The sequence below is a fragment of the Cupriavidus sp. FW216-B1 genome (genome assembly GCF_058789195.1).
The window spans coordinates 1021781-1043896 of sequence record NZ_JBYTEL010000001.1; the positions used below are offsets into that span (position 1 = coordinate 1021781).

Annotated in this window: 21 protein-coding genes; 3 read left to right on the plus strand and 18 right to left on the minus strand. The window is 71.3% G+C overall.

All coding sequences use genetic code 11. The features are described 5' to 3' along the window. Nucleotides 1-14: 14 nt before the first annotated feature. The 5 genes from AC3WXD_RS04435 to AC3WXD_RS04455 are packed head-to-tail and all read right to left on the minus strand — an operon-like array spanning nucleotide 15 to nucleotide 5794. Nucleotides 15-677, minus strand: a complete 663-nt coding sequence (locus tag AC3WXD_RS04435; protein WP_492323355.1) for an SRPBCC family protein — start codon at nucleotides 675-677, stop codon at nucleotides 15-17. A gap of 24 nt (nucleotides 678-701) precedes the next feature. Next, nucleotides 702-1295: a (2Fe-2S)-binding protein gene (locus tag AC3WXD_RS04440; protein WP_492323128.1), complete on the minus strand. Its 594-nt coding sequence runs from the start codon at nucleotides 1293-1295 to the stop codon at nucleotides 702-704. Then, on the minus strand, nucleotides 1292-2125 hold the full coding sequence (locus AC3WXD_RS04445) for an FAD binding domain-containing protein (protein WP_059411552.1): 834 nt from the start codon (nucleotides 2123-2125) through the stop codon (nucleotides 1292-1294). The genes AC3WXD_RS04440 and AC3WXD_RS04445 overlap by 4 nt, the downstream gene beginning before the upstream one ends. After that, nucleotides 2122-4512 carry a xanthine dehydrogenase family protein molybdopterin-binding subunit gene (locus tag AC3WXD_RS04450; protein WP_454733378.1) on the minus strand — a complete coding sequence of 797 codons (2391 nt, stop codon included), beginning with the start codon at nucleotides 4510-4512 and terminating at the stop codon, nucleotides 2122-2124. Before AC3WXD_RS04450 ends, AC3WXD_RS04445 begins: the two co-directional genes overlap by 4 nt. Before the next feature lie 19 nt (nucleotides 4513-4531). After that, complete coding sequence (locus AC3WXD_RS04455; protein WP_020201131.1) at nucleotides 4532-5794, minus strand: amidohydrolase/deacetylase family metallohydrolase; 1263 nt, start codon at nucleotides 5792-5794, stop codon at nucleotides 4532-4534. 359 nt (nucleotides 5795-6153) lie between these two features. On the opposite strand from AC3WXD_RS04455, the gene AC3WXD_RS04460 reads away from it, so the two are divergent. Beyond that, entirely contained in the window at nucleotides 6154-6681 is a 528-nt protein-coding gene (locus AC3WXD_RS04460; RefSeq protein ID WP_020201130.1) for a MarR family winged helix-turn-helix transcriptional regulator, read from the plus strand. A gap of 34 nt (nucleotides 6682-6715) precedes the next feature. Here AC3WXD_RS04460 and AC3WXD_RS04465 read toward each other — a convergent pair whose 3' ends face one another. The 4 genes from AC3WXD_RS04465 to AC3WXD_RS04480 form a co-directional block, all read right to left on the minus strand. Beyond that, a complete protein-coding gene (locus tag AC3WXD_RS04465) occupies nucleotides 6716-7258 on the minus strand; it encodes a flavin reductase (RefSeq protein ID WP_020201129.1) in 543 nt (180 codons plus the stop codon). 98 nt (nucleotides 7259-7356) lie between these two features. Next, nucleotides 7357-8688, minus strand: coding sequence for an LLM class flavin-dependent oxidoreductase (locus tag AC3WXD_RS04470; protein WP_231586410.1), 1332 nt, complete (start codon nucleotides 8686-8688; stop codon nucleotides 7357-7359). A 124-nt stretch (nucleotides 8689-8812) separates the two neighbouring features. Beyond that, nucleotides 8813-10420 carry an amino acid ABC transporter permease/ATP-binding protein gene (locus tag AC3WXD_RS04475; RefSeq protein ID WP_492323129.1) on the minus strand — a complete coding sequence of 536 codons (1608 nt, stop codon included), beginning with the start codon at nucleotides 10418-10420 and terminating at the stop codon, nucleotides 8813-8815. A gap of 102 nt (nucleotides 10421-10522) precedes the next feature. Further along, nucleotides 10523-11362 carry a transporter substrate-binding domain-containing protein gene (locus AC3WXD_RS04480; protein WP_231401548.1) on the minus strand — a complete coding sequence of 280 codons (840 nt, stop codon included), beginning with the start codon at nucleotides 11360-11362 and terminating at the stop codon, nucleotides 10523-10525. A 645-nt stretch (nucleotides 11363-12007) separates the two neighbouring features. Between AC3WXD_RS04480 and hpxZ the strand changes: the two genes are divergently transcribed. Beyond that, entirely contained in the window at nucleotides 12008-12385 is a 378-nt protein-coding gene (gene hpxZ, locus AC3WXD_RS04485; RefSeq protein WP_029043207.1) for an oxalurate catabolism protein HpxZ, read from the plus strand. Between the two features lie 33 nt (nucleotides 12386-12418). On the opposite strand, the gene AC3WXD_RS04490 is transcribed toward hpxZ, so the two are convergent. The 8 genes from AC3WXD_RS04490 to AC3WXD_RS04525 all read right to left on the minus strand — a co-directional run bounded on the left by AC3WXD_RS04490 (nucleotide 12419) and on the right by AC3WXD_RS04525 (nucleotide 19898). After that, a complete protein-coding gene (locus AC3WXD_RS04490; RefSeq protein WP_020201124.1) occupies nucleotides 12419-12775 on the minus strand; it encodes a hypothetical protein in 357 nt (118 codons plus the stop codon). Continuing rightward, nucleotides 12772-13629, minus strand: coding sequence for a fumarylacetoacetate hydrolase family protein (locus AC3WXD_RS04495; RefSeq protein WP_059411546.1), 858 nt, complete (start codon nucleotides 13627-13629; stop codon nucleotides 12772-12774). The genes AC3WXD_RS04490 and AC3WXD_RS04495 overlap by 4 nt, the downstream gene beginning before the upstream one ends. Further along, complete coding sequence (locus AC3WXD_RS04500; protein WP_492323130.1) at nucleotides 13617-15023, minus strand: MmgE/PrpD family protein; 1407 nt, start codon at nucleotides 15021-15023, stop codon at nucleotides 13617-13619. The genes AC3WXD_RS04495 and AC3WXD_RS04500 overlap by 13 nt, the downstream gene beginning before the upstream one ends. A 14-nt stretch (nucleotides 15024-15037) precedes the next feature. Next, nucleotides 15038-15784: a tripartite tricarboxylate transporter substrate-binding protein gene (locus AC3WXD_RS04505; protein ID WP_492323356.1), complete on the minus strand. Its 747-nt coding sequence runs from the start codon at nucleotides 15782-15784 to the stop codon at nucleotides 15038-15040. 3 nt (nucleotides 15785-15787) lie between these two features. Next, complete coding sequence (locus AC3WXD_RS04510; RefSeq protein ID WP_492323131.1) at nucleotides 15788-16561, minus strand: IclR family transcriptional regulator; 774 nt, start codon at nucleotides 16559-16561, stop codon at nucleotides 15788-15790. 77 nt (nucleotides 16562-16638) lie between these two features. Further along, complete coding sequence (locus AC3WXD_RS04515) at nucleotides 16639-17832, minus strand: acyl-CoA dehydrogenase family protein (protein WP_059411544.1); 1194 nt, start codon at nucleotides 17830-17832, stop codon at nucleotides 16639-16641. Nucleotides 17833-17913: 81 nt separating this feature from the next. Next, nucleotides 17914-18717, minus strand: coding sequence for an enoyl-CoA hydratase/isomerase family protein (locus tag AC3WXD_RS04520; RefSeq protein WP_020201118.1), 804 nt, complete (start codon nucleotides 18715-18717; stop codon nucleotides 17914-17916). Beyond that, nucleotides 18714-19898 carry a CaiB/BaiF CoA transferase family protein gene (locus tag AC3WXD_RS04525; RefSeq protein ID WP_492323132.1) on the minus strand — a complete coding sequence of 395 codons (1185 nt, stop codon included), beginning with the start codon at nucleotides 19896-19898 and terminating at the stop codon, nucleotides 18714-18716. The genes AC3WXD_RS04520 and AC3WXD_RS04525 overlap by 4 nt, the downstream gene beginning before the upstream one ends. 320 nt (nucleotides 19899-20218) lie before the next feature. Here AC3WXD_RS04525 and AC3WXD_RS04530 point away from each other — a divergent pair, with 320 nt between their 5' ends. Then, nucleotides 20219-21235 (plus strand): hydroxymethylglutaryl-CoA lyase, encoded by a 1017-nt coding sequence (locus AC3WXD_RS04530; RefSeq protein WP_059411543.1) that lies wholly within the window; start codon nucleotides 20219-20221, stop codon nucleotides 21233-21235. 10 nt (nucleotides 21236-21245) lie between these two features. Here the strand turns inward: AC3WXD_RS04530 and AC3WXD_RS04535 are convergent, their stop codons facing one another. Further along, nucleotides 21246-22019, minus strand: coding sequence for a fumarylacetoacetate hydrolase family protein (locus AC3WXD_RS04535; protein WP_059411542.1), 774 nt, complete (start codon nucleotides 22017-22019; stop codon nucleotides 21246-21248). Nucleotides 22020-22116: the final 97 nt, after the last annotated feature.

Genomic DNA, 22116 nt, shown 5'->3' on the forward strand with positions numbered 1-22116 from the left:
TGTCGCGGGCATCATCAGCGGCTTCCCGCGCCGAACAGGCCGCGCAGCCGTGCCCACAGGATCTTCCAGAACAGGTTGCCGAGGTTGAGCGGCGCGTTGGCGGGCATCGGCTGGCGCGCGGCCGCGGCGGGCGCGGACATGGGCGCCGGCGCCGGCACGCTGGCCGCGGCCAGCGATGCGTCGCCGGCGGGCACGGGCGCCGCCGGCGCGGGGGCCGCCGCCGGCGCGCTGGCGTCGAGCCTGGCCTTGAGGTTGGCGGCGAAGGCCTCGGTCATGCGCGTGGCGAGGTCCTTCACCAGGCCGCCGCGCGAGAACTGCGCGAGGCTGCCGGCGATCGTGTAGTCGACCTTCACGTCGACGCGCGTCTGGCCCGGCGCCGCCTCTTCCAGCGCGAAGGCCGCCACGCCCCTGACGCGCGAGGCGCTCTTGCGGTCGACGCCGCCGCCGCTGACGCTGCCGCGGAAGGCGTCTTCGTCGAGCCGCATCTCGCCGTCGCCGCTGAACGAGGCGGCAATCGGGCCCAGCTTGACCGCCATCGCCAGCTTGAGCAGGCCGCCCTCGGGCGGCGCGAGCAGCGACGCGCCGGGCAGGCAGCCGACCACGCCCGGCGCGTCATGGAAGCAGGCCCACACGCTGGCGCGCGGGTATGGCACGGTGAAGCTTTGTTCGATTTCCATCATGGTTCCCTGTGAATTCCTGAATCAGGCGCCGGCGAGTAGCACAGCCGGCGCGGCCGGCGCGGCGGCACGCGCGCGGCGCGCCTCCAGCACGCGCCGGATGGCCCGCACGATGCCGACGTAGCCGGTGCAGCGGCACAGGTTGCCGGACAGCTCCAGCCGCACGCGCGCGTCGTCGGCATCGGGCAGCCGGGTCACGATGTCGCGCGCGGTCATCAGCATGCCGGGCGTGCAGTAGCCGCATTGCAGCGCGTGCTCGGCGCGGAAGGCCTCGCGCAGCTCGCGCATGGCGGGATCGTCGTCGAAGCCTTCGATGCTCTGCACGCTCGCGCCGGCGCAGGCCACCGCCGGCGTGATGCAGGAGCGCGCCGGCGCGCCGTCGACCAGCAGCGTGCAGGCGCCGCACACACCCTGCTCGCAGCCGATGTTGGTGCCGCACAGCATCTGCTGCTCGCGCAGGAAATCGGCCAGGCTGGTGCGCGGCTCCACCGTGGCCCGCACGCGGGCGCGGTTGACGGTCAGCTCGATGGCGTGCTCGATCACGGGCACGGTCACGGCGTCGTGGCCGCCAGAGGCAGCGGGGTCGGTGAGGTCGGAAAGATCGGTGAGGTCGTTCATAGCGGGTTCCTGCCGTGGCGCTGCACGATGGCGATGGCGCGCTCGAGCGCCACGCGGTGCACCTGGAATTCATAGCTGTCCGCGTCCAGCCCGGCGGCCTCGACGTGGCGCCCGGGCAAGCCGGCATCGGCGCCCGGCGCGAGCAGCGCGCGCGCGTCGTCGATCCGGTGCGGCGCGCCGTCGATGGCGCCGATCACCGCGCGGCACGTGCCGGCGGCCGGATCGTCGATCACGATGGCGATCGCCTCGGCGAATTCGCCGGGCTTGCGGTTGAACTTGTAGTAGGCCCAGCGCGCCGCCGGCGACAACCGCCGGTAGCGCACGCCGGTCAGGATCTCGTCGCCTTCCAGCGCGGTGGTGAAGGCCCCGAGCATCCAGTCGGCGCTGGCCACCGTGCGCGCGCCGCGCGGGCCGCTGACCAGGAACTCGGCGTCGAGCGCGCACATGGTGTTGATCCAGTCGGCGGCGGGGTCGGCATGGGCCAGGCTGCCGCCCAGCGTGCCGCGGTTGCGCACCGCGCGGTAGGCGATGCCGCGCGCCACGTGGGGCATCAGCCCCTGCGTGCCGTCGTCGACCTTGCCGTCCTCGATCTCGGCATGGGTGATGCACGCGCCGAGCACGGCCGCGTCGCCCTGCGCGCCGCATTCGCGCAGCGCGGCAATGGCGCGCAGGTCCACCAGCATGCCGGGCTGGGCCAGGCGCAGGTTCATCATCGGCCCGAGCGACTGGCAGCCGGCCGCGAACTTGGCCATGCCGTCGGCCAGGTCGGGATGGGCGAACGCATCCGCGCAGGTCAGCGGGCGGGCGTAGTCGAATACCGGCGGCTTCATGCTGCGACTCCCGCCGCGGCGCGGGCACGGCTGAGCGCCTCGACCACCACGCGCGGCGATACCGGCAGCTCCAGCACCTCGGCGCCAAGCGCGCGCAGCGCATCGTTGACGGCGTTGGCGATGGCCGCCGGCGAGCCGATGGCACCGCTCTCGCCGATGCCCTTCTGGCCGAATTCGGTGTAAGGCGCGGGTGTTTCCATGTGTTCGATCCGGATGGCCGGCACCTCGGTGGCGCCCGGCAGCATGTAGTCGGCCAGCGTCGAAGCGAGCGGCTGGCCGTCCGCGCTGTACGGCATGGCTTCATACAGCGCCGTGCCGATGCCCTGCGCGGCGCCGCCGAACACCTGTCCGTCGACCACCATCGGGTTGATCAGCACGCCGCCGTCCTCGACGATCGCGTAGTCGAGGATCTCGGTGTGGCCCAGTTCGGTATCCACCGCCACCACCACCGCGTGGCAGGCGTAGCTGAAGGTGCCGGTGTCGCGCCGCGCCTGGTAGGAGGTGGACACCTCCAGGCCGCGCGGGTCCACGTCAGGCGGCAGCAACTGCGGCGCCAGATACCAGGTGCGCGCGATTTCCGCCAGCGTGCGCCGCCCGCCGGCGCCCACCACCGCGCCATCCTCCCAGCGCACGTCCTGCGGCGCCGCGCCGAGCAGCCACGCGCCGATCTTGAGCAGGCGCTGCCTGAGTTCCTTGGCCGCCTGGCCCACCGCGCCGCCCGCCATGACGATCGAGCGCGAGCCCCAGGTGCCGGTGGAATACGGCGTGACACCGGTGTCGCCCAGCACGATGCGCACGCGCCCGGTGTCGATGCCGAGCACCTCGTGGGCGATCTGCGCCAGCGTGGTCTCCATGCTCTGCCCGTGCGAGTGCACGCCGGCGCGCACTTCGAGCACGCCGTCCGGCGTCAGCCGGATCACGGCCGGCTCGTAGCCGGGCACCATCGGGATGCCCCAGCCGTGGTAGACCGAGGTGCCGTGCGCGCCCTGCTCGCAGAACACCGCCATGCCGAAGCCGATGCGCCTGCCGTCGGCCTCGCCGCGCTGCTGGCGCGCGCGCACCGCGGGCAGGTCGATGGCGCGCATGGCGCGCCGCACCGCCTCGGGATAGTCGCCGCTGTCGAAATGCTTGTTGGTGATGTTGTCGTAGGGCATCTCGTGCGGCTGCACGAGGTTGCGCAGCCGCACTTCGTAAGGCTCGATGCCGGCCTGCACGGCGATCGCGTCCATCATGGTCTCGATGGCGTAGCAGACCCCGGTGCGCGCCACCCCGCGGTACGGCAGGATGGGCGGCTTGTTGGTGGCCACCGACCACGTGCGGCAGCGGTAGCGCTCCATCTTGTACGGCCCCGGCAGGATGCTGCCGACCTGCGCGGCCTCCAGGCAGGCCGAGAACGGGTAGGACGAATAGGCGCCCGAGTCCACGTGCGCCTCGCATTCCACCGCCAGCAGGCGGCCGTCGCGGTCGGCGTAGGCGGCGATGTCGTAGGCGTGCTCGCGGCAATTGGCGTTGGCCGTCAGTTGCTCGCGGCGGTCCTCGATCCAGCGCACCGGCTTTTCCAGCCGCATGGCCAGCCAGCCGCAGCAGACTTCCTCCGGCAGCAGGATGCCCTTGTAGCCGAAGCCGCCGCCGACGTCCGGCGCGATCACGCGCACCTGCCCCTCGTCCAGGCCCAGGCAGTGGGCCAGGCCCGTGCGCGTGATGTGCGGCATCTGCGCCGAGGTGTGCACGATCAGTTGCGACAGGCGCTTGTCCCAGTGCGCCACCACGCCGCGCCCTTCCATCGGCGCCATGCTCTGGCGCGCGGTGCGCAGCCGGCGGCGCACGCGGATCGGCGCGTCGCGGCGGATGGCCTCGAGGTCCACCTCGGGATGCGCGTCGACGAACGCCTCGAGGAACACGTTGTCGCCCCAGTGCTCGTGCACCAGCGCCGGGGGCGCGCTGCGCGCGGCCAGCATGTCGACCACCGCGGGCAGTTCCTCGAAATCCACGAAGACCTGCGCGGCGATGTCCTCGGCCGCCGCGCGCGTGGCCGCCACGCACATGGCGATGGTCTCGCCGACCTGGCGCACCTTGCCCTGCGCCAGCACCGGCTGCTCCGAGGGCTTGAAGCCGGGCAGCCCCGAATTGGCGACGATGGGCGCCACGCCGTCGAGATCCGCGATGGTGTACACCGCGTGCTCGAAGCCGGCCGGCTTCTCGATGCCGACGATGTGGCCGTGCGCGACCGGGCTGCGCACGAAGGCCACGTCGAGCATGCCCACCATGCGGATGTTGCCCACGTACTCGCCGCGCCCGCGCATGAAGCGCTCGTCTTCCTTGCGCGGCAGCGACGCGCCGATGCCCTGCGGCCCGTCGTGGGCCTTCGCCTTGCCTTGCCGGTTCATCGGCTCTCTCCTTGCTCGGTCAGGCCGCGCGTGCCAGCGGCAGCGTCGGCGAAGTGGCGTCGTGGCGGATGCCGTCGCGCAGGCAGAACAGCGGCGACAGCATGCGGTCCGTCACCAGTTGCGTGCCTTCGTTGTCTTCCAGCACCCAGCGGCCGCGGCGGTCGTCGAGCACGCTGATGTCGGCGGCGCCGCCCACCTTGAGCGTGCCGATCTCGCCTTCCATGCCGGCCATGCGCGCCGCGTTGGCGGTCGCCATCGCCACCACGTGGTTCAGCGGCAGGCCGAGCGCGAGCATGCTGCTCATCGCGCTGACCAGGCTGAACTGGGTGCGGCCGAGGAAGGAATGCTCCTCGTCCGGGTGGCTGTCCGGCGTGCCGGCGGGAGCGGGAACGTGCGTGTTGTAGCCGTGCATGTCGGCGCCAAGCGTATCGGGAATGACACCGGCATCAAGCACGATGCGTGCCGTCTTGAAGCTGAAATGCGAGCCGTGGCCCACGTCGATCTTGAGCCCGCGCGCCACCGCCTCGTGCACCAGCGGGTGCAGGCGGCCGTTTTCCTCGACGAAGCCGCCCGGATGGCGGCTGAACGGGTGCGCCAGGATGTCGCCCGGCTTGAGCATGTCCACCACCTGGTTGAAGATCGAGTCCGGGTTCACCTCGCGCCCGCCCTGCTCGGGCTTGGGCCACAGCTGGCCGAAGTGGATGTAGACCGGCAGCGCGGCGTCGCGCCCGATGCGCGAGGCGATGCGCATGACGTCCAGGCCCCAGCGCGCGAAACCGCCGATCTCGGCATGCGCCTTGACGCCCTTGACCAGGTCCGGGTTGGCCAGCGCGCTCTTGACGGTGGCCGCCGCGTCGAGGCAGGCGGGGTTGTAGAGGTCGGGATAGTAGTGTCCCTCCAGCCCGCCCACCAGGTAGGCGGAGATGTACGACAGCACGCGCGTGGCGGCCGGCTCGGCGACGAAGCGCCGGAAGCCCGGCAGCGTGATGCAGCTCGCGCCGCCCTGGTCGATGATGGTGGTCACGCCTGACTGCACGCCGCAATGGTCGGCGTTCAGGCCGAAGCGCCCGGTCACGTACTGGTACACGTGGCCGTGGGTGTCGATGAGCCCGGGCAGCACCAGTTGGCCAGCGCAGTCGATGACGTCGGCGAACGGCGCCTGCGCGGCGAGGTCCGGCCCGATGGCGGCGATGGTGTTGCCGTCGACGAGGATGTCGAGCGTGGCGTCGAGCGCCGCGGCCGGATCGATGACGCGGCCACCCTTGAGCAGAATTTGAGGCATGAGATGCGGTTCCGGTGACAAGATGTGTGGTGTACCGCAAATACCGTGCCGATAAACGCAGGGCCGGCATCCGCGGAGATTCTCGGGAAAAACGGTTTGATGCGGGTTATACCCCGCATCTCTGGCGTGCGCGCTGCACCAAGTTGTGGGGCGCACCGGCGCGGGCGCACCTTTTTGATGCCCGCGGCGGGGTTGCTGGCGAGCGCATGCAGTACCATGTACGGCACCAAGCGGCCCGGATTTTGCTTTTCGGCAGTGGCACGGCGCACCGGCGCGGACAGCGCGGCCTGCGCCATCCGATCCGACGAATCACGTCCCGGACAAGAACCCGGGCTCCCAATTTCGGCTTACAGCATTCCATGTCAACCACGACTATCGAGACATTCATCACCGATCCGGTCCGGGCCGAGCTCGACGTCCTGCAGGCGAGCACGCCCCTGTTCAAGCGCCCCGGCTTCCTGATCCGGCGCATGCACCAGATCCACGGCTTCCTGTTCGCCGAGGAGGCGGGGGAATTCAACATCACGCCGGTCCAGTACAGCCTGCTGAGCACGCTGGACGCGCTCGGCGAGATCGACCAGAACACGCTCGCGATCGAGATCGGGCTGGAACGCTCCAGCGTGGCCGAGGTCATCCCGCGCCTGCACGCGCGCGGCCTGGTCGACCGCGCGCAGGCCATCCACGACCGGCGCCAGCGGCTCGTCAAGCTGACCACGCAGGGCAAGCGCCTGCTGCGGAAGATGGCGCCCGCGGTGCAGCGCGCGCACGACCGCACCATCGACCACCTGTCGCCGGCCGAGCGCGACATCTTCATGCTGCTGATGATCCGCCTGGTCAAGGCCAACAACGCCGACAACGTGGTGCCGCTGCGCCTGCCGCAGGACTGAGGCCCCTGCCCCGCCGCGGCCCCGCGCGCGGCGCTCACTCGCGCGCGATGTCGTGGTAGCGGCGGTTGTAGTAGATCAGGATGCCGGCGTGCGCGTTGCTCTCGATGCGGTCGACCTCGCACAGCAGGATGTCGTGCGTGCCGACCTGCACCGCGCTGTCGATGCGGCAATGGATCGACATGATGGCGCCGCGCAGCGCCGGCGCGCTGCCGGGCGCGCCGGACCACTCGCCGCTGGCGAAGCGCTCGTCCATCGACGCCTTGGCCGAGAACGCCGCCGACAGCGGCTTCTGGTCCGCGCTCAGCGTGTTGATGCACACGGCGCCGTTGGCGATGGTCGCGGCGTAGGCCGAGGACGTGCGGTTGATGCAGACCAGCACGCTCGGCGGCGAATCGGTGACGCTGCAGACCGCCGAGGCGGTGAAGCCCGCACGCCCGGCGCGGCCATCCGTGGTGACGATGTGCACGGCCGCCCCGAGGTCGGCCATCGCGTCGCGGAACGCCGCGACGGTGACGGCCCTGGCGGCGGCCTGTGTCCCCGCCTGCGCGGCCGGGGTGAGTACGGTATCGGTGGACATGACATTTTCCCTTCGATCGAATCTGACTGCGGACATCATGGCGGGCGCCGGCACGCGCCGGCGCCCCGCGCGGGGACGGCCGCGCGCCCCGCGCGCGCCTAGCGCGCGTAGCGGTTCGCGGGCCGCTCCAGGCCGAGGTGCTCGCGCAGCGTGGTGCCCGTGTACTGCTTGCGGAAGCGCCCGCGCCGCTGCAGCTCGGGCACGACCTTGCGCACGAAGTCGGTGGTGTCGTTCGGGATCACGTGGAAGGCCAGCATGAAGCCGTCGGCCGCGCCGCCGTCCACCCATTCCTCCATGTGGTCGACGATCTGCTCCGGCGTGCCGCACAGCGTCACCTTGCCGCGGTCGTAGCTGGAGTAGATCTGGCGCAGCGTGAGCTTCTGCTCGCGGATCATGGCGGTGATCTGGCGGAAATAGGCCTGGTGCAGGTTGGCCTTCTGCGGGATCACGTGCTCGGGGATCGGCTCGTCCACCGGCAGGCCGGTCAGGTCCGCCTCCAGGTCCATGCCGAGCCGCATGCGGCCCACGTCCGGATGGATCAGGCTCTGCAGCTCGCGGTACTTGTCCTCGGCCTCGGCCTTGCTGCTGCCGACCATCACCGACAGCCCCGGCAGCACCTTGAGCTGGCTGGTGTCGCGGTTGAAGCGCGCCATGCGGCCCTTGACGTCGGCGTAGAACTGCCTGGCCTCCTCGAAGGTCGGGTCCGACGAGAACACCACCTCGGCGGCTTCCGCGGCGAAGGACTTGCCTTCCTCGGACGAGCCCGCCTGGATGATGACCGGGCGGCCCTGCGGCGTGCGCCGGATGTTGAGGCCGCCGTACAGCTTGAAGTGCTCGCCGTGGTAGTCGGTGATGTGGAACTTCGCCGGGTCGAACATGCGGCAGTTGGCCTTGTCGGCGAGGAAGGCGTCGTCCTCCCAGGTATCCCACAGGCGCATCACCACGTCGAAGAACTCGCGCGCGCGGGCATAGCGCTGGCCGTGCGGCGGCAGCTTGTCGAGGCCGAAGTTGCGCGCGGCGTAGTCGCTCGCGGTCGTCACCACGTTCCAGCCGGCGCGGCCGTGCGAGAGGTGGTCGAGCGAGGCGAACAGGCGCGCCAGGTTGTACGGCTCGTAGAAGCTGGTCGAGCCGGTGGCGCCGAGGCCGATATGCTTGGTCGTGCCGGCCAGCGCCGACAGCAGCGAGATCGGCTCGAACATGTTCATCATGTACGGGAAGCGCGAGAAGTCGTTGAGCTTCTCCGTGCGCGCGCCGGGGCTGTCGGCCAGGAAGAACAGGTCGAGCATGCCCTCCTCGGCCAGCGCGGCCACGCTGCGCCAGTACTCGATGTTGGTGGTGGCGTCGGCCGGCGCGGTGGATTGCAGCCACGACGCCGCGTGCTGGCCGGTGGCGTAGGCGAGCATCCCGAGAACCATGTGTCGATCATTCATAACGGTAGGTGTCCTTCAAGAATTGGAGCGTCGTGCCGGCGCTCCGGTGGCAATGAAAACGGTTGGCCCGCGGCGCCCGGCGCTGCGCTGCGCCGAGCCGGCAGGCGGGAGCGGAGCGGCGGGCTCATGCCGCGCGCTCGGCGGCGACCGGCGCGGCGACCGGGACGACCGGCGCGAGCGGCGCGATCGACGCCACGGCGCCCGCGTCGCCGCACGGCGCGTCGCCCAGGCCGATGAAGCGGCGCACGCGCCCGGCGCCGGGCTGCTGCCGGATCTCCGCGGGGGAGGCGAACAGCTGCACCGTGCCGCCCTCCATGAAGGCGATGCGGTCCGAAATCGACATGGCGAAGTCCATCTCATGCGTGACGATGACCATCGTCATGCCCTCGCGCGCCAGCTTGCCGATCACCGCCAGCACGTCGCCGACCAGCTCGGGGTCGAGCGCCGAGGTCGGCTCGTCGAACAGCATGATGGCCGGCTCCATCGCCAGCGCCCGCGCGATCGCCACGCGCTGCTGCTGGCCGCCGGAGAGCTGGTGCGGATACTTGTGGGCGTGCGCCAGCAGGCCGACCTTGTCGAGCAGCGCCAGCGCGCGCGCGGCGGTCAGCGCGCGGCCGCCGCGCCCGTGGTAGTTCGGCGCCAGCGTGACGTTCTCGAGGATGGTGCGGTGGGGAAACAGGTTGAAGCCCTGGAACACCATGCCGATGTCCTTCACGCCCCGGCGCACGCGCGGGATGTCGGCGCGGTCGGTGGCCGTGATGAAGGTGTTGCCGAACAGGATGATCTCGCCGCCGTCGATGCGCTCCAGCGCGTTGATGGTGCGGATCAGCGAGGTCTTGCCCGAGCCCGACGGGCCGATGATCGAGACCACCTCGCCGGCGCGCACGTCGAGATCGATGCCCTTGAGCACGTGGTGCTCGCCGTAGCGCTTGTGCAGGCCCTTGAGGGCCAGGGCCGGCGGCGCGCCCTTGCCGGACGCGGGCGCGGCCGCCGCCGCGGGCGCCGGCAGCGTGCCGCGCAGCGCCGCCACCTGCTCCGCGCTCATCGTGGCGGGCTTGCGGCCGGCGGTGTTCATGCGGTGCTCCACGTACTTCATGGCCCAGCCGAACACCGTGACGATCAGCACGTAGTAGATCGCGCAGGCCAGCAGCGTCTCCATCACGAGGAAGTTCTGCGCGTAGAGCCGCTCGCCCACCAGCAGCAGCTCGCTCAGCGAGATTACGGACGCCAGCGAGGTCAGCTTCACGCAGGACACGAACTGGTTGCCCAGCGTCGGCAGCGCGATGCGCAGCGCCTGCGGCAGGATGACCAGACGCTGCGTGCCGACCGGGCGGATGCCCAGCGCGGCGGCGGCCTCGTACTGCCCCTTGGCCACCGACAGCAGCGCGCCGCGGTGGATCTCCGCCATGTAGGCGGTCTCGGTCAGCGCCAGCGCGATCAGCGCCGAGATGAACGGATTCGACAGCACGCCGCCGGTGGCCGGCAGCAACTGCGGCATGTTGTAGACGAACACGATCAGCACCAGCAGCGGCAGGCTGCGGAACAGCCAGATGTAGAGCGCCGCCGGCACGCGCAGCATGCGCGCGCCCGACATCCGCGCGCACGCCAGCGGGAAGCCCAGCACCACCGCGAACAGCCATGCCAGCCCGCTGAGCTCGACCACGGTCAGGCTGGCCTTCCAGAATGCCGGCATCGCGAACAACGTCAGCATGTATCCAAGATCAAAATGCATGGGGTCTCTCCAGGGAGTGCCGCGCGCGACGGCGGGCCGCCGGCGCGGCTGCTGCGGCGACAGCAGCCGCGGGACGGTGCCGGGCGGGCATCGCGCGGTCCGTCAGGACGCCTTGTCCGCCGGCGGCAGCGCCAGCCCGTAGCGCTGCAGCAGCGCCGGGTACTCGCCGGATTTCTTGAGAGACGCCAGGGCCCGCGACACGGCCTCGAAGAGCGCCTTGTTGTCCTTGCGCACGAAGATGCCGATGGTCTGGGGATTGATCAGTTCGGTCGAGGTCACCACCACGCGGCCGGCGGACTTGTCGGCCAGCGCCTTGGCGGTGGCCGCCACCTGCATGCCGGCCTGCACGTTGTTCGACAGCAGCGCCTGGAACACATGCGAGGTCGAGGCGAACTCGCTGATCTGGATCTCGGCCTTGCCGTTGGGCTTGCAGTAGCTGTCGGAGACGGCGTGCAGCTGCCCCACCCACGCCGTGCCCTGCACGATGCCCAGGTGCATGCCGCACAGGTCCTGCATGGTGCGCGGCTTGAGGCCGGTCGCGGCGGCCACCATGATGGCCGAGCCGGTCTGGGCGTAGGGAATCGCCGCGGCCTGCGCGCTGCGCTCGGGCGTCACGTACATGGCCGACATGATGATGTCGTAGCGGCTGGCGTTCAGGCCCAGGATGAGCTGCGACAGCGGCGTGTCGGCGAAGCTGGCCTCGGCGCCGAGCTGCTTGGCCAGCGCGCGCGCCAGTTCGGCGTCGGCGCCGACGATCTTGTCGCCCTCGTAGTATTCGAATGGCGGATAAGTCGCTTGCATGCCGACCTTGAGCGTGCCCGCCGCCAGGGTCGGCGCGGCCTGCGCCCATGCGCTGCCGGCGCCCAGGCCGAACACGGCGGCCGCGGTGGCCATTGCCATCAGGAAAGCTGGGAAAGTTGCCTTGCCTTGCTTCGATTTCATGCTTGTCGCTCCGCTTTAGTAGGTTGGTGCGGGGGTGGTAATCGCGGGAATGCGTGGTGTACCGCAAATACCGTGCCGGGCATCCCCCCGCGCACCCCCTGCCGCCCGCCAACCCTTGGCCGGATTCGCGCGGCGGCTGGCCGGCGCCCCCGCGCGGCGCGCCGCCCCCGCGCGCCGCCGGCACCAAGGTGGATTGGGCGCGCCGGCGCGCGCACTGCGCCTGTGCGGATGGCGTCGTTTTGGTGAATTGAGTGGTATGCCACGTAAATGGCGAAATGGCTCCGTGCCGCCCTGCTGGCGGGTCGCCGGGCGCGTGAAAGCCGAATGAAAGGGGCGTTGGCGGGGCGGCCGGGAAGCGCCGAAAGCCGCCGAAAGTCGTCAAAGCGCGCCGGACGGCGCGGAAACACGCGCAAGGCGCCACGCAAGCCGCGCGCCGGCGGCCCGGGCGGGGAACGTCCCCGCGCAAACGGCGAGCCGGCGCCGCGCGCGCCGCCGCCCCGGCAGCACGGCTGGTACGGACCGTGCTGTATGCCAGCACCTTCCACAGCCGGTTTCCCGGAAATCATGCAAAAGAGACAATCGAAGAAGAACGGGCGCCGCATGGCGCCCGCGGCCCCCCGGGCGCGCGCGTCGCGGCGCGCGCCGATGCGCGTCGACGACCCCGCCGTGATGGCGGAGGTCGCCGAGGCCGTAGAAGCCTATGAGCGCGCGCTGGTCGGCAACGACCTCGGCGCGCTCGGCCAGTGGTTCTGGCACGACCCGCGCACCCTGCGCTACGGCGCCGGGGAAAACCTGGTCGGCTACGCCGAGATCGAGGCGTTCCGCGCGGCGCGCCCGGCCGCCGGGCTGGCGCGCGAGGTGCTGTCCCGCCATATCACCACCTTCGGCAGCGCGTTCGCCACCGCCAGCCAGACCTTCCGCCGCGACGGCGAGGCACGCGTGGGGCGGCAGACCCAGACCTGGGTGCGGCAGGCGCAGGGCTGGCGCGTGGTGGCCGCGCACGTCAGCTGGATGGACCGCTAGAGGCGCTCCGCCGCCGGCCGCGCCGGCGGCAATTCAGCGCGGCGGGCGCCGCCGCCGGATCCGGCCGACGCGGCGCATGGCCGCCCAGAACAGCGCGTTGAGCGCGGACGAGCCGCGCGCCACGCGCATGCATTCCTGCTCGCAGGCGGCGTCGAGCAGCACGCCGAACTCGGCCGCGCAGGCAAAGCACACCACCTTCTGGCGCGCGTTGGTGTTGGCGATCCAGGTTTCCAGCACGCGCGACAGCGCCGCGCCGTGGTCGCCGTGCTCGCCATGACCGCCGCCGCCATGCCCGGCGCGCGCGGCGCGCCACGCCTGCGCGCCGGACGCCCGCACCTCGCGCCGCAGCGCGGCCAGCTCCGCGGCCAGCGAATCCCGCGGCCCGCTCACGCTTCCTGGCGCACCGGGTTGGACAGCGTGCCGATGCCGCCGACCTCGACCTCGACCACGTCGCCCGCGCGCATGAAGCGCGGCGGCTGGCGCTTGAAGCCGACGCCGCCGGGCGTGCCGGTGACGATCACGTCGCCGGGCAGCAGCGCGGTGAAGCTCGACACGTAGGCGATGATCTCCGGGATCGCGAAGATCAGCATGCTGGTGTCCGCCTGCTGCAGCACCTCGCCGTTGATGCGCGTCTCCAGCGTCAGCACGTCGCCTTCGCGGATCTCGTCGGTATCGGCCAGCCACGGGCCGAACGCGCCGGTGTCGGGGAAGTTCTTGCCCGGCGCCCACTGCGTGGTGTGGGCCTGCCAGTCGCGCAGCGAGCCGTCGTTGTAGCAGGAGAAGCCGAGGATGTGCGAGAACGCCTGCCCGGGCGCGATGCGCCGCCCGCCGCGCCCGATCACGATGGCGATCTCGCCTTCGTAGTCGAAGCGCTCGCTTTCGCGCGGGATCACCAGCGGCTGGCCGTGCCCGGTCTGCGAGCCGGCCAGGCGCAGGAAGATGGTGGGGAACGCGGTCTCGGCGCGGCCCGCCTCGACGCGATGCTCGTGGTAGTTGAGGCCGACGCAGAAGATCTGGCGCGGATCGGCCACCACCGGGCGATACGCGCCGATGCCGTCGGCGCCGGCCAGCGGGAAGTCGGCGGCGTGGCGCGCGGCGAGGTCGCGCAGCGCGTCGGCGCCGTGCACGCGCAGCGCCTCGCCGAAGTCGAGGCCGCCGAGGCGGGCGGAAAGGTCGATGACGCCGTCGCCGGCGAGCGCGCCGAAGCCCGCGGCCGCGCCGCGGGTGAAGCTCAGGAACCGCATGGATGCTCCGTTGATGTGTGGTGGTGGGTGCCGGGGCCGGCAAGTCCGCTCAGGACCTGCAGGCCGTTGGCGGATTGCCGCTCTAGCGACAGCAACTGGTCGAACAAGGCCTCCCCGCCCTCCCCGGCTCCGCCCGCCTGCAGGCAGTCGAGGAATTTCTCGCGCAGCATGGCCGGCGGCAGCGGGCGCCGCGCGTGGCCGAGCGCGTGGTGGACCGGCTCGCTGGCGTGCACGGCGCCGTCGCGCATGCGCACCACCACTTGGTCGGCGAAGGCCGCGCCGGGCGTGTCGGGGTCGTAGGCGCTGGCGAACGACACGTGCACGCGCCCGAACAGCGCCTGCACGGGCGCGCTGCGCACGAAATCGTCGTCGAGCTGCGCCATGCCGACCTTGCCCGCCACCAGCGCCGAGGCCACGGCGAACTCGATGCTGAACTTCGCCGCCAGCGCGTCGGCGGGACGGTGGTTGCGCAGCACGGTGGCGTGCTCGCGGCTCATGGTCACGTCGACGCTCGCCACCTCGGCTGGGTCTAGCGGCGCGCGCGCGAGCAGGGCCAGCAGCGCGTCGATGGCGCGGTGGGTGTAGTAGCAGGTCGGGTATTTCTTGAGGTTGAGGCCGCGCGCCTCGATGCGCCATTGCCGCCCGAGCGTGTCGGCCGGGCTTTCTCGGTCGACGTCGCCGGCCGGGGAAATCGCCGCCAGGAAACCCTGCGGATGCTCCAGCGCGTCGGGCGAGGCGGTGAAGCCGGCCGCGGCCAGCCGCGCCGACAGCACGCCGGCCTGCGCCGCGCGCCCGGCATGGAACGGCTTGGCCATCGAGCCGAAGTTGGACATCAGCCCCGCGCTCTGCGACGCCGCCAGCCCCAGCGCGTGGCTGGCCTGGCGCGCGTCCAGCCCCATCAGGCACGCGCACGCGGCGGCCGCGCCGATCGCGCCGAACACGCCGGTCGGGTGCCAGCCCTTCATGTGGTGGATGCCGGATTCGCGGTCGACCAGTTCGCCCCAGGCTTCGAAACCGGCCACGTAGGCGTCCAGCATGGCCCGGCCCGAGGCGTCGCGCTGCTGCGCCAGCGCCACGATGGCCGGCACCAGCACCGCGCTCGGGTGGCCGCGCAGCGATACGTCGTCGAAGTCCAGCGCGTGGGCGGCCATGCCGTTGAGCAGCGCGGCCTCGGCGGCGCCGGTGCGCGTGGCGCCGAACCACAGCCGCGCGGGCCCGTCCGGCAGCGGCGCGAGCGCGCCGAACGCGGTGCGCACCGCGTCCTCGCCGCGGCCCGCGATCATGGTGGCGATGCTGTCGATGAAGCCGGTCTTGGCCACCGCGTGCGCGGTGGCCGGCGCGCCGCGCGCGGCCACGCCGGCGACGAATTCGCCGAGTTCGAGCGTCAATGCCATGATGGCTCCCCGCCTCAGTCGAGCTTGACGTCGGCCTTCTTCACCACGGCCGCCCACTTCGCGCTCTCGCTGCGGATCATGGCGCCGAACGCCTCGGGCGTCTTGGGGTCGATCTCCACGCCCTGCGTGCCGAACTTCTCCTTCAGGTCCGGCGACTGCAGCGCGGTGTTGACCGCCGCGTTGAGCTGTTTGACGATGTCGCGCGGCGTGCCGGCCGGCGCCACGATGCCGTTCCAGCCGATCGCCTCGAAGCCGGTCACGCCGGACTCGGCGATGGTCGGCACGTCGGGCAGCGCCTGGATGCGCTTGGCGGTCGTCACCGCGATCGGGCGCACCTTCTCGGCGCGCAGCAGCTGCAGCGCGGGCTCGATGCTGCTGAAGGCCAGGTTGACCTGCCCGGCCATGAGGTCGGTCAGCGCCGGCGAGCTGCCCTTGTAGGGCACGTGCAGCATCGCGGTGTTGGTCATCTGCTCGAACAGCTCGCCGGCCAGGTGCGCGGGGCTGCCGGCGCCGTAGGAGGCGAACGTCACGGCGCCGGGCTTGGCCTTGGCCGCGGCGATCATGTCGCGCACGTTGCGCACCGGATAGGCGTTGTTGGCCAGCACGATCAGCGGCACGCGCGCCACGAACGCCACCGGCGTGAAGTTCTTCTCGGTCGAGTAGTTCAGCTTGTAGAGGCTGGGGTTGATGGCGAACGAGCTGGCCACGATCGGGTATCGCTCGGGTATGGCCCGGATATCGCTCGGGTGCTGCCCCGCTATCGCTCAGTTGCCGAACAGGAAGCGGCGGATCGCGTCGTGCATCGCCGCCAGCGTCGGCCCGCGCAGCGCCTCCAGCTTGCTGGTGGGCAGCACCACGCTGATGGCCAGGGGCACGTCCCAGCCCTGCGACGGAATCAGCATCGCCACCGCGGAATTGCCGCGCAGCACGCCGTCCACGCTCTCGGCGAAACCGGTGCGCCGGCTGGTTTCCAGCTCGGCCCACAGCGCCTCGAAATCGACAGGTTCCTCATAATCGGTCTCCACCGCGTTGATATGGCGCACCAGCCGCTGCACCTCGTCGTGTGTCTTGGGAATCAGCAGCGTCTTGCCCACCGCCGAGCGGCACAGCGGCCGCAGCTGACCCGGCAGCAGGTCCAGGTTGACCGGGCGCCCGGCCTCGGTGCGCACGTACTGCACCTGCAGGCCGTTCTGCATGCCCAGCCGCACGATGCGCCCGGTGGCCGCAGCCACCGCCTCGACCATGCGCCCGAGGTTCTCGCCATGCCGGAAATGGTGCTGCATCCACATGCCGAGGAACATCACGCGCGCGGTCGGGAAATAGGTCCGGTCGGCCCGCTGGTGCGTCAGGTAGCCGCGCTGCGCGAGCTGGTTGAGCAGCACCGAGGTGCTCGACTGCGGATAGCCGAGCCGCGCCGCCACGGTGCCCACGGTCAGCGGGCGCTGCTCGATCGAGAACAGCTCCAGCACCTCGAGCGAGCGGCTGAACGATCCGGTGCCGTCCGGTTTTTTCTTGTCCTGGTTCCCAGGCGCTGCCATGTCTGTGTCCCCGTTCCTGGCTTGGTTTTGCTCTTGCGGCTCCCGCGCCGGCCGCCGGCCGGCGCGGCGTCACCGTGTCAATACGACCGCGGCAGCCCGAGCACGTGCTGGGCGACGTTGGCCAGGATCAGGTTGGTCGAGACCGGCGCGATCCGCGCCAGGCGCGCCTCGCGCCACTTGCGCTCGATGTTGTACTCGCGCGCGAAGCCGAAGCCGCCGTGGGTCTGCATGCACGCCTCGGCGGCGTTCCACAGCGCTTCCGCGGCGAGGTAGCGCGCCATGTTGGCCTCCGAGCCGCACGGCAGCCCGGCCTCGAACAGCGCGGTGGCGCGGCGGATCATCAGGTCGGCCGCCTCGGACTGGATGTGCGCCTGCGCGATCGGGAACTGGATCCCCTGGTTGGCGCCGATCGGGCGGTTGAACACCTTGCGCTCGCTGGCGTAGGCGGTGGCGGTGCGCACGAACCAGCGCGTGGAGCCGAGCGCCTCGGCGGCGGTGATCATGCGCTCCGCGTTCATGCCGTCGAGGATGTAGCGGAAGCCCTTGCCTTCCTCGCCGACCAGGCTGTCGGCCGGGATCTCCAGGTCCTGGAAGAACACCTCGGTGGCGTGGTGGTTGACCATCGTCGGGATCGGGCGGATGTCGAGGCCCTTGCCGAGCGAGGTGCGGATGTCGATCAGGAACGTGGAGATGCCGTCCACCTTGTTCTTGACCTCGCTGGCCGGCGTGGTGCGCGCCAGCACCAGCATCAGGTCCGAGTGCAGCGCGCGCGAGGTCCACACCTTCTGGCCGTTGAGCACGTAGCCGTTGGCCGTGCGCGTCGCGCGCGTCTTGAGCTGCGTGGTGTCGGAGCCGGTGGTCGGCTCGGTCACGCCGAAGGCCTGCAGGCGCAGCTTGCCGGCGGCGATCTGCGGCAGGTACTTGCGCTTCTGCTCGGCGCTGCCGTGGCGCAGGATGGTGCCCATGATGTACATCTGCGCGTGGCCGGCCGCGGCGTGGCAGCCGGCGGCGCAAATCTCTTCCATGATGACCGCGGCCGCGCGCAGCGGCATGCCGGTGCCGCCGTATTCCTCGGGGATCAGCGCGGCCAGGAAGCCGGCTTCCGTGAGCGCGTCGATGAACGCGGTCGGGTACGCCTCGGCGTCGTCGATCTCGCGCCAGTAGGTGTCGGGGAAATCGGCGCACACGCGGCGCACGGCTTCGCGGATTTCCTTGTAGTCCTCGCCAAGCTCCAGCGTGACGGCATCGTGATTCGGCTGTACGTCTTGCATCGTGTTGTCTCTCTCTCTGTCTCTCTGGCCAACTCTGTGTCTGTCTTGCCGCGGCCCGGCCCGCGCGCGGGCCCGCGCGGCTCAGCGCCCCGTGAACACGGGCTTGCGCTTCTCCTGGAACGCCCGCACGCCTTCGCGCCGGTCCTCGGTGCCGACCAGCCGATTGTAGGCTTCGACCTCGAACTGCAACGCGCTGCGGATGTCGAGCTGCAGGCCGGTGCGGATCGATTTCTTGGCCTGGCGGATCGACAGCGGTGCGTTCTGCGCGATGCGCGCGGCCGTCGCCAGCGCGGCGTCCAGCATGGACTGCGCATCGTCGAACAATGCGTTGACCATGCCCCACTCGCGCGCCTGCTCGGCCGAGAACGGCAGCCCGGTCAGGATGATCTCCATCGCCCTCGGCTGGCCGACCACGCGCGGCAGGTACTGCGTGCCGCCCGAACCGGGCATGATCCCGAGCGTGACCTCGGTCAGCGCGAAGCGCGCCGAGCGCACGGCGTAGGCGAAGTCGCAGGCCAGCACGGTCTCGCAGCCGCCCGCGTAGGCCGGGCCGTTGACCGCCGCGATGACCGGCACCGGACATTCGATCAGGCCGCGCCGGCTGGCTTCGAAGATGGCGTGCTGCTGCTGCCACTGCTCGTTGCTCATGCCGTTGCGTTCCTTGAGGTCGCCGCCGGCGCTGAAGGTGCGGCCGGCGCCGGTCAGGATGACGCAATGCACGCCGCTGCCGGGCGCGGCCACGCGCGCCCACATGTCGCGCATCTCGCGCCCCATCTGGGTGTTGGTGGCGTTGCTCGCCTGCGGGCGGTTCAGCGTGACCACCAGCGTGCCGTTCTCGGTCAGCGTGGTCTCGATGGTTTCGTAGGATTCGTGGGTTCCGGTCATACGCGATCCTCGCGGTCCTTGTCTTTGTCTTGGTCGCCGGCGGGCGCGTCCAGCACCTCGCCGGTATGGGCGCCGAGCCGCGGCGCGGCGCTGCGGTAGGCGCTGCGCTTGCCGTCGAAGCGCAGCGGCAGGCCGACCGTGGGCATGGAGCCCGCCGGGCCTTCCTGGATCATGCCGAGCGCCTGCGTCTGCGGGTCGTCGACGATCTGCTCGATGGTCTGCACCGGCGCGTTCGGCACGCCGTGGGCGTCCAGCAGCGCGCCGAGGCTGGCGTTGGTGTGCGTGATCGCGCGCGCCTCGAGCGCGGGGATCAGCGCATCCTTGTTCTGCACGCGGCCGCGGTTGGTGCGGAAGCGTTCGTCCTCGGCCAGCGCGGGCAGGTCCAGCGCGCCGACCAGCTTGGCGAACAGCTTGTCGTTGCCGGCGCCGATCACCAGCCAGCCGTCCTGGGTGCGGAACGCCTGGTAAGGCACGATGCCGGCCGCGCCCGAACCCTGCGGCAGCTGCGGGCCGCCTTTCATCAGCGCGCGCGTGACCGGCACCGTGGTCCAGGCCAGCGCGGTTTCGAACAGCGAGGTCTCGACCAGGCCGCCGAGGCCGGTGCGCTCGCGCTCGAGCAGCGCGGACAGCATGCCGACCGCGCCCCACAGGCCCGCGCCCATGTCGATGATCGACACGCCGACGCGGATCGGCGGGCGCTCGGCGCTCTCGCCGGTGATGCTCATCATGCCGCCGTAGGCCTGCATCAGCGGATCGTAGCCGGGCTTGTGCGACATCGGGCCGCCGCTGCCGAACGCGCCGATCTCGCAATAGACCAGCGCGGGATTCTCTTCCAGCAGCGACGCCGGGCCCACGCCGAACTGGTCGGCCACGCCGGCGCGCAGGTTGCAGATCACGCCGTCCGCCTCTTCCAGGATCAGGCGCCGCAGCGCCTGGCGCTGCGTCTCGTCGGCCAGGTCGATGGCGGCGCTGCGCTTGTTGCGGTTCATGGCGACGAAGTGCGGGCCGGCCTCGTCGAAGAACGGCGGCCCCCAGCCGCGCGCATGGTCGCCGGAGCCGGGGTTCTCCACCTTGATGACGGTGGCGCCGAGGTTGGCGAGAATAAGCCCCGTATAAGGCGCGGCTACGCTGTGGCCGATCTCGACGATCGTGTAGCCGGATAAGGGTTGGTTGGTTGGCATCGTGTTTCGTTTCCGGGGGGCCATGCCGCGCATCGGGCATGGCAGAACAGGTACGGAGGCCAGAATAGCCAGCGCGAAGGGGCGTCGCAAGCATCCGGCGCCCTGCGCGGTGCGATATCACGTAGCTGATATTTGCGCCCGCGCGGCGGCGGGCAGCGCACATATCAGCGGGCGGATATCGGCGCCACGCGGCGCGGCGCGCATTGCCAGCGCGCGCGCGGATGCCTAGCATGCAGGCATCGCGCGCTCGCTGTGTGCATTGCCTCCGTCCGCATTGCCCTCGCCGCGCCGCCCTTCCCACATGTTCACCGAAGCCCCGCATGACGACCGCCCCGACCTACCCCCGTTCCGTCCACATCATCGAAGTCGGCCCGCGCGACGGCCTGCAGATCGAGCCGAAGGTGCTCACCGTCGCCGAGAAGATCGAGCTCATCGGGGCGCTTGCCGCCGCCGGCCTGCGCGAGATCGAGGTCGGCTCGTTCGTCAAGCCGGACGCGGTGCCGCAGATGGCGAACTCGCCCGAGGTGATCGCCGCGCTGCCCGAGATCGCCGGCATGACGTGGCGCGCGCTGTGGCTGAACACGCGCGGCCTGGAGCTGGCCCGCGCCAGCCGGCGCATCGCGATGGAAGGCCGCCTGACGATCACCGCCAGCGAGACCTTCATCCGCCGCAACACCAACCGCGGCATCGAGGACGCCTTCGCCGACATGCCGCGCTGGATCGAGGCCTACCGCGCGGCCGGCATGGTGCCGGACAGCCTCGGCGTGATGGCGGCGTTCGGCTGCAACTTCGAGGGCGACGTGCCGGTGGAGCACGTGATCGGACTGATCGCGCGGACCGACCGGCTGCTGATCGAGAACGGCAGCCGCCTCGCGGCGCTGCGGCTGGCCGACACGATGGGCTGGGCCAATCCGCTGCACGTGCGGCGCCTGGTCGGCGCGGTGCGCGAGCGCTGGCCCGAGGTGGAGATCAAGCTCCACCTGCACGACACGCGCGGCGCGGCGCTGGCCAATGCGGTGGCGGCGCTGGAGATGGGCGTGCGCCAGTTCGACGCCGCCATCGGCGGCCTGGGCGGCTGCCCGTTCGCCGGTTTCGGCAGCGCCAGCGGCGGCGTGCCGCCGGCGGTGGGCAACGTCTGCACCGAGGACCTGGTGGCGCTGTGCGAGGAAATGGGCATCGAGACCGGGCTGGACCTCGACAAGCTGGTGGAGGCCGCGCAGCTGGCCGAGCGGCTGGTCGGCCACGCCCTGCCCGGCAAGGTCATGAAGGGCGGCTCGCTGGCGCGGCTGCGCCGGCGCGCGCAGTCCGCCACGGCCACCGCGGCCGCGCGGTGCTGACCAGGCGCGGCTAGCCGCGCATGTGGTTGACCAGCGCGCCGATGCCGTCGATGCCGACCTCGACCACGGCGCCGTCCTTCATCGAGCCGACGCCGAGCGACGTGCCGCACGCGATCACGTCGCCGGGCATCAGCGTGAGGTCCTGCGAGATCAGGCTGACCTGCTGCTCGGGCGTGAAGATCAGGTCGGCGAGCGGGTAGTTCTGCCGCTCGGTGCCGTCGAGCCGCGTGACCACGCGCGCCGCGCGCCAGTCGAACCCGGTGACGATGGCCGGGCCGATGCAGCCGAAGGTATCGAAGCCCTTGGCGCGGCACCACTGCGGGAAGTTCGGGTCCTCGGCGATCACCTCCGAGGCGGTCACGTCGTTGACCACGGTGTAGCCGAAGATGTGCGCGGCGGCATCCTCGGGCGCCACGTCGCGGCAGCGCCGGCCGATCACGATGCCGAGCTCGCCCTCGTAGACGATCTTGCCGGCGTAGCCGCGCGGGCGCACGATGGCGTCGCCGGGCCCGGCCAGCGAGCTGGCCGGCTTGATCAGGAACAGCGGGTGGCGCGGCACCGGCTTTTCCAGCTTGCGCGCCAGCGCGTGGAAGTTGTTCCACAGCGCCACCACCTTGCCCGGCTCGCACGGGCTCAGCAGGCGCAGGCCCTCGCCTGGCAGCGTGGCGCCGGTCGGCTGCCCGCCCGCGTAGCCCGCGCCATCGTATGCCACCACGCGCTCGCCCTCGATGCGGCCGAAGCCAGTCTCGCCGTCGCCGGTCTGGAAGCGGATCCATGTCTGCACAGCCAACTCCCTGCGGCGGGCGCGGCTGCCCGCCGCCCGCCTTCGTGCCGCATTGTCGTCGCGTCGGCGCCGCGCGGCGCGGCACCGACAACCCAAG

Bases quoted from the DNA above. Each gene is read 5' to 3' on its own strand.
- AC3WXD_RS04475 (WP_492323129.1), bottom strand. From the start codon at position 10,420: ATGCATTTTGATCTTGGATACATGCTGACGTTGTTCGCGATGCCGGCA.
- AC3WXD_RS04495 (WP_059411546.1), bottom strand. From the start codon at position 13,629: ATGCGGTTCCTGAGCTTCACCCGCGGCGCGGCCGCGGGCTTCGGCGCG.
- AC3WXD_RS04520 (WP_020201118.1), bottom strand. From the start codon at position 18,717: ATGACCGGAACCCACGAATCCTACGAAACCATCGAGACCACGCTGACC.
- AC3WXD_RS04480 (WP_231401548.1), bottom strand. From the start codon at position 11,362: ATGAAATCGAAGCAAGGCAAGGCAACTTTCCCAGCTTTCCTGATGGCA.
- AC3WXD_RS04435 (WP_492323355.1), bottom strand. From the start codon at position 677: ATGGAAATCGAACAAAGCTTCACCGTGCCATACCCGCGCGCCAGCGTG.
- AC3WXD_RS04530 (WP_059411543.1), top strand. From the start codon at position 20,219: ATGACGACCGCCCCGACCTACCCCCGTTCCGTCCACATCATCGAAGTC.
- AC3WXD_RS04450 (WP_454733378.1), bottom strand. From the start codon at position 4,512: ATGAACCGGCAAGGCAAGGCGAAGGCCCACGACGGGCCGCAGGGCATC.
- AC3WXD_RS04500 (WP_492323130.1), bottom strand. From the start codon at position 15,023: ATGGCATTGACGCTCGAACTCGGCGAATTCGTCGCCGGCGTGGCCGCG.
- hpxZ (WP_029043207.1), top strand. From the start codon at position 12,008: ATGCGCGTCGACGACCCCGCCGTGATGGCGGAGGTCGCCGAGGCCGTA.
- AC3WXD_RS04445 (WP_059411552.1), bottom strand. From the start codon at position 2,125: ATGAAGCCGCCGGTATTCGACTACGCCCGCCCGCTGACCTGCGCGGAT.
- AC3WXD_RS04465 (WP_020201129.1), bottom strand. From the start codon at position 7,258: ATGTCCACCGATACCGTACTCACCCCGGCCGCGCAGGCGGGGACACAG.
- AC3WXD_RS04460 (WP_020201130.1), top strand. From the start codon at position 6,154: ATGTCAACCACGACTATCGAGACATTCATCACCGATCCGGTCCGGGCC.
- AC3WXD_RS04440 (WP_492323128.1), bottom strand. From the start codon at position 1,295: ATGAACGACCTCACCGATCTTTCCGACCTCACCGACCCCGCTGCCTCT.
- AC3WXD_RS04510 (WP_492323131.1), bottom strand. From the start codon at position 16,561: ATGGCAGCGCCTGGGAACCAGGACAAGAAAAAACCGGACGGCACCGGA.
- AC3WXD_RS04455 (WP_020201131.1), bottom strand. From the start codon at position 5,794: ATGCCTCAAATTCTGCTCAAGGGTGGCCGCGTCATCGATCCGGCCGCG.
- AC3WXD_RS04525 (WP_492323132.1), bottom strand. From the start codon at position 19,898: ATGCCAACCAACCAACCCTTATCCGGCTACACGATCGTCGAGATCGGC.
- AC3WXD_RS04470 (WP_231586410.1), bottom strand. From the start codon at position 8,688: ATGAATGATCGACACATGGTTCTCGGGATGCTCGCCTACGCCACCGGC.
- AC3WXD_RS04515 (WP_059411544.1), bottom strand. From the start codon at position 17,832: ATGCAAGACGTACAGCCGAATCACGATGCCGTCACGCTGGAGCTTGGC.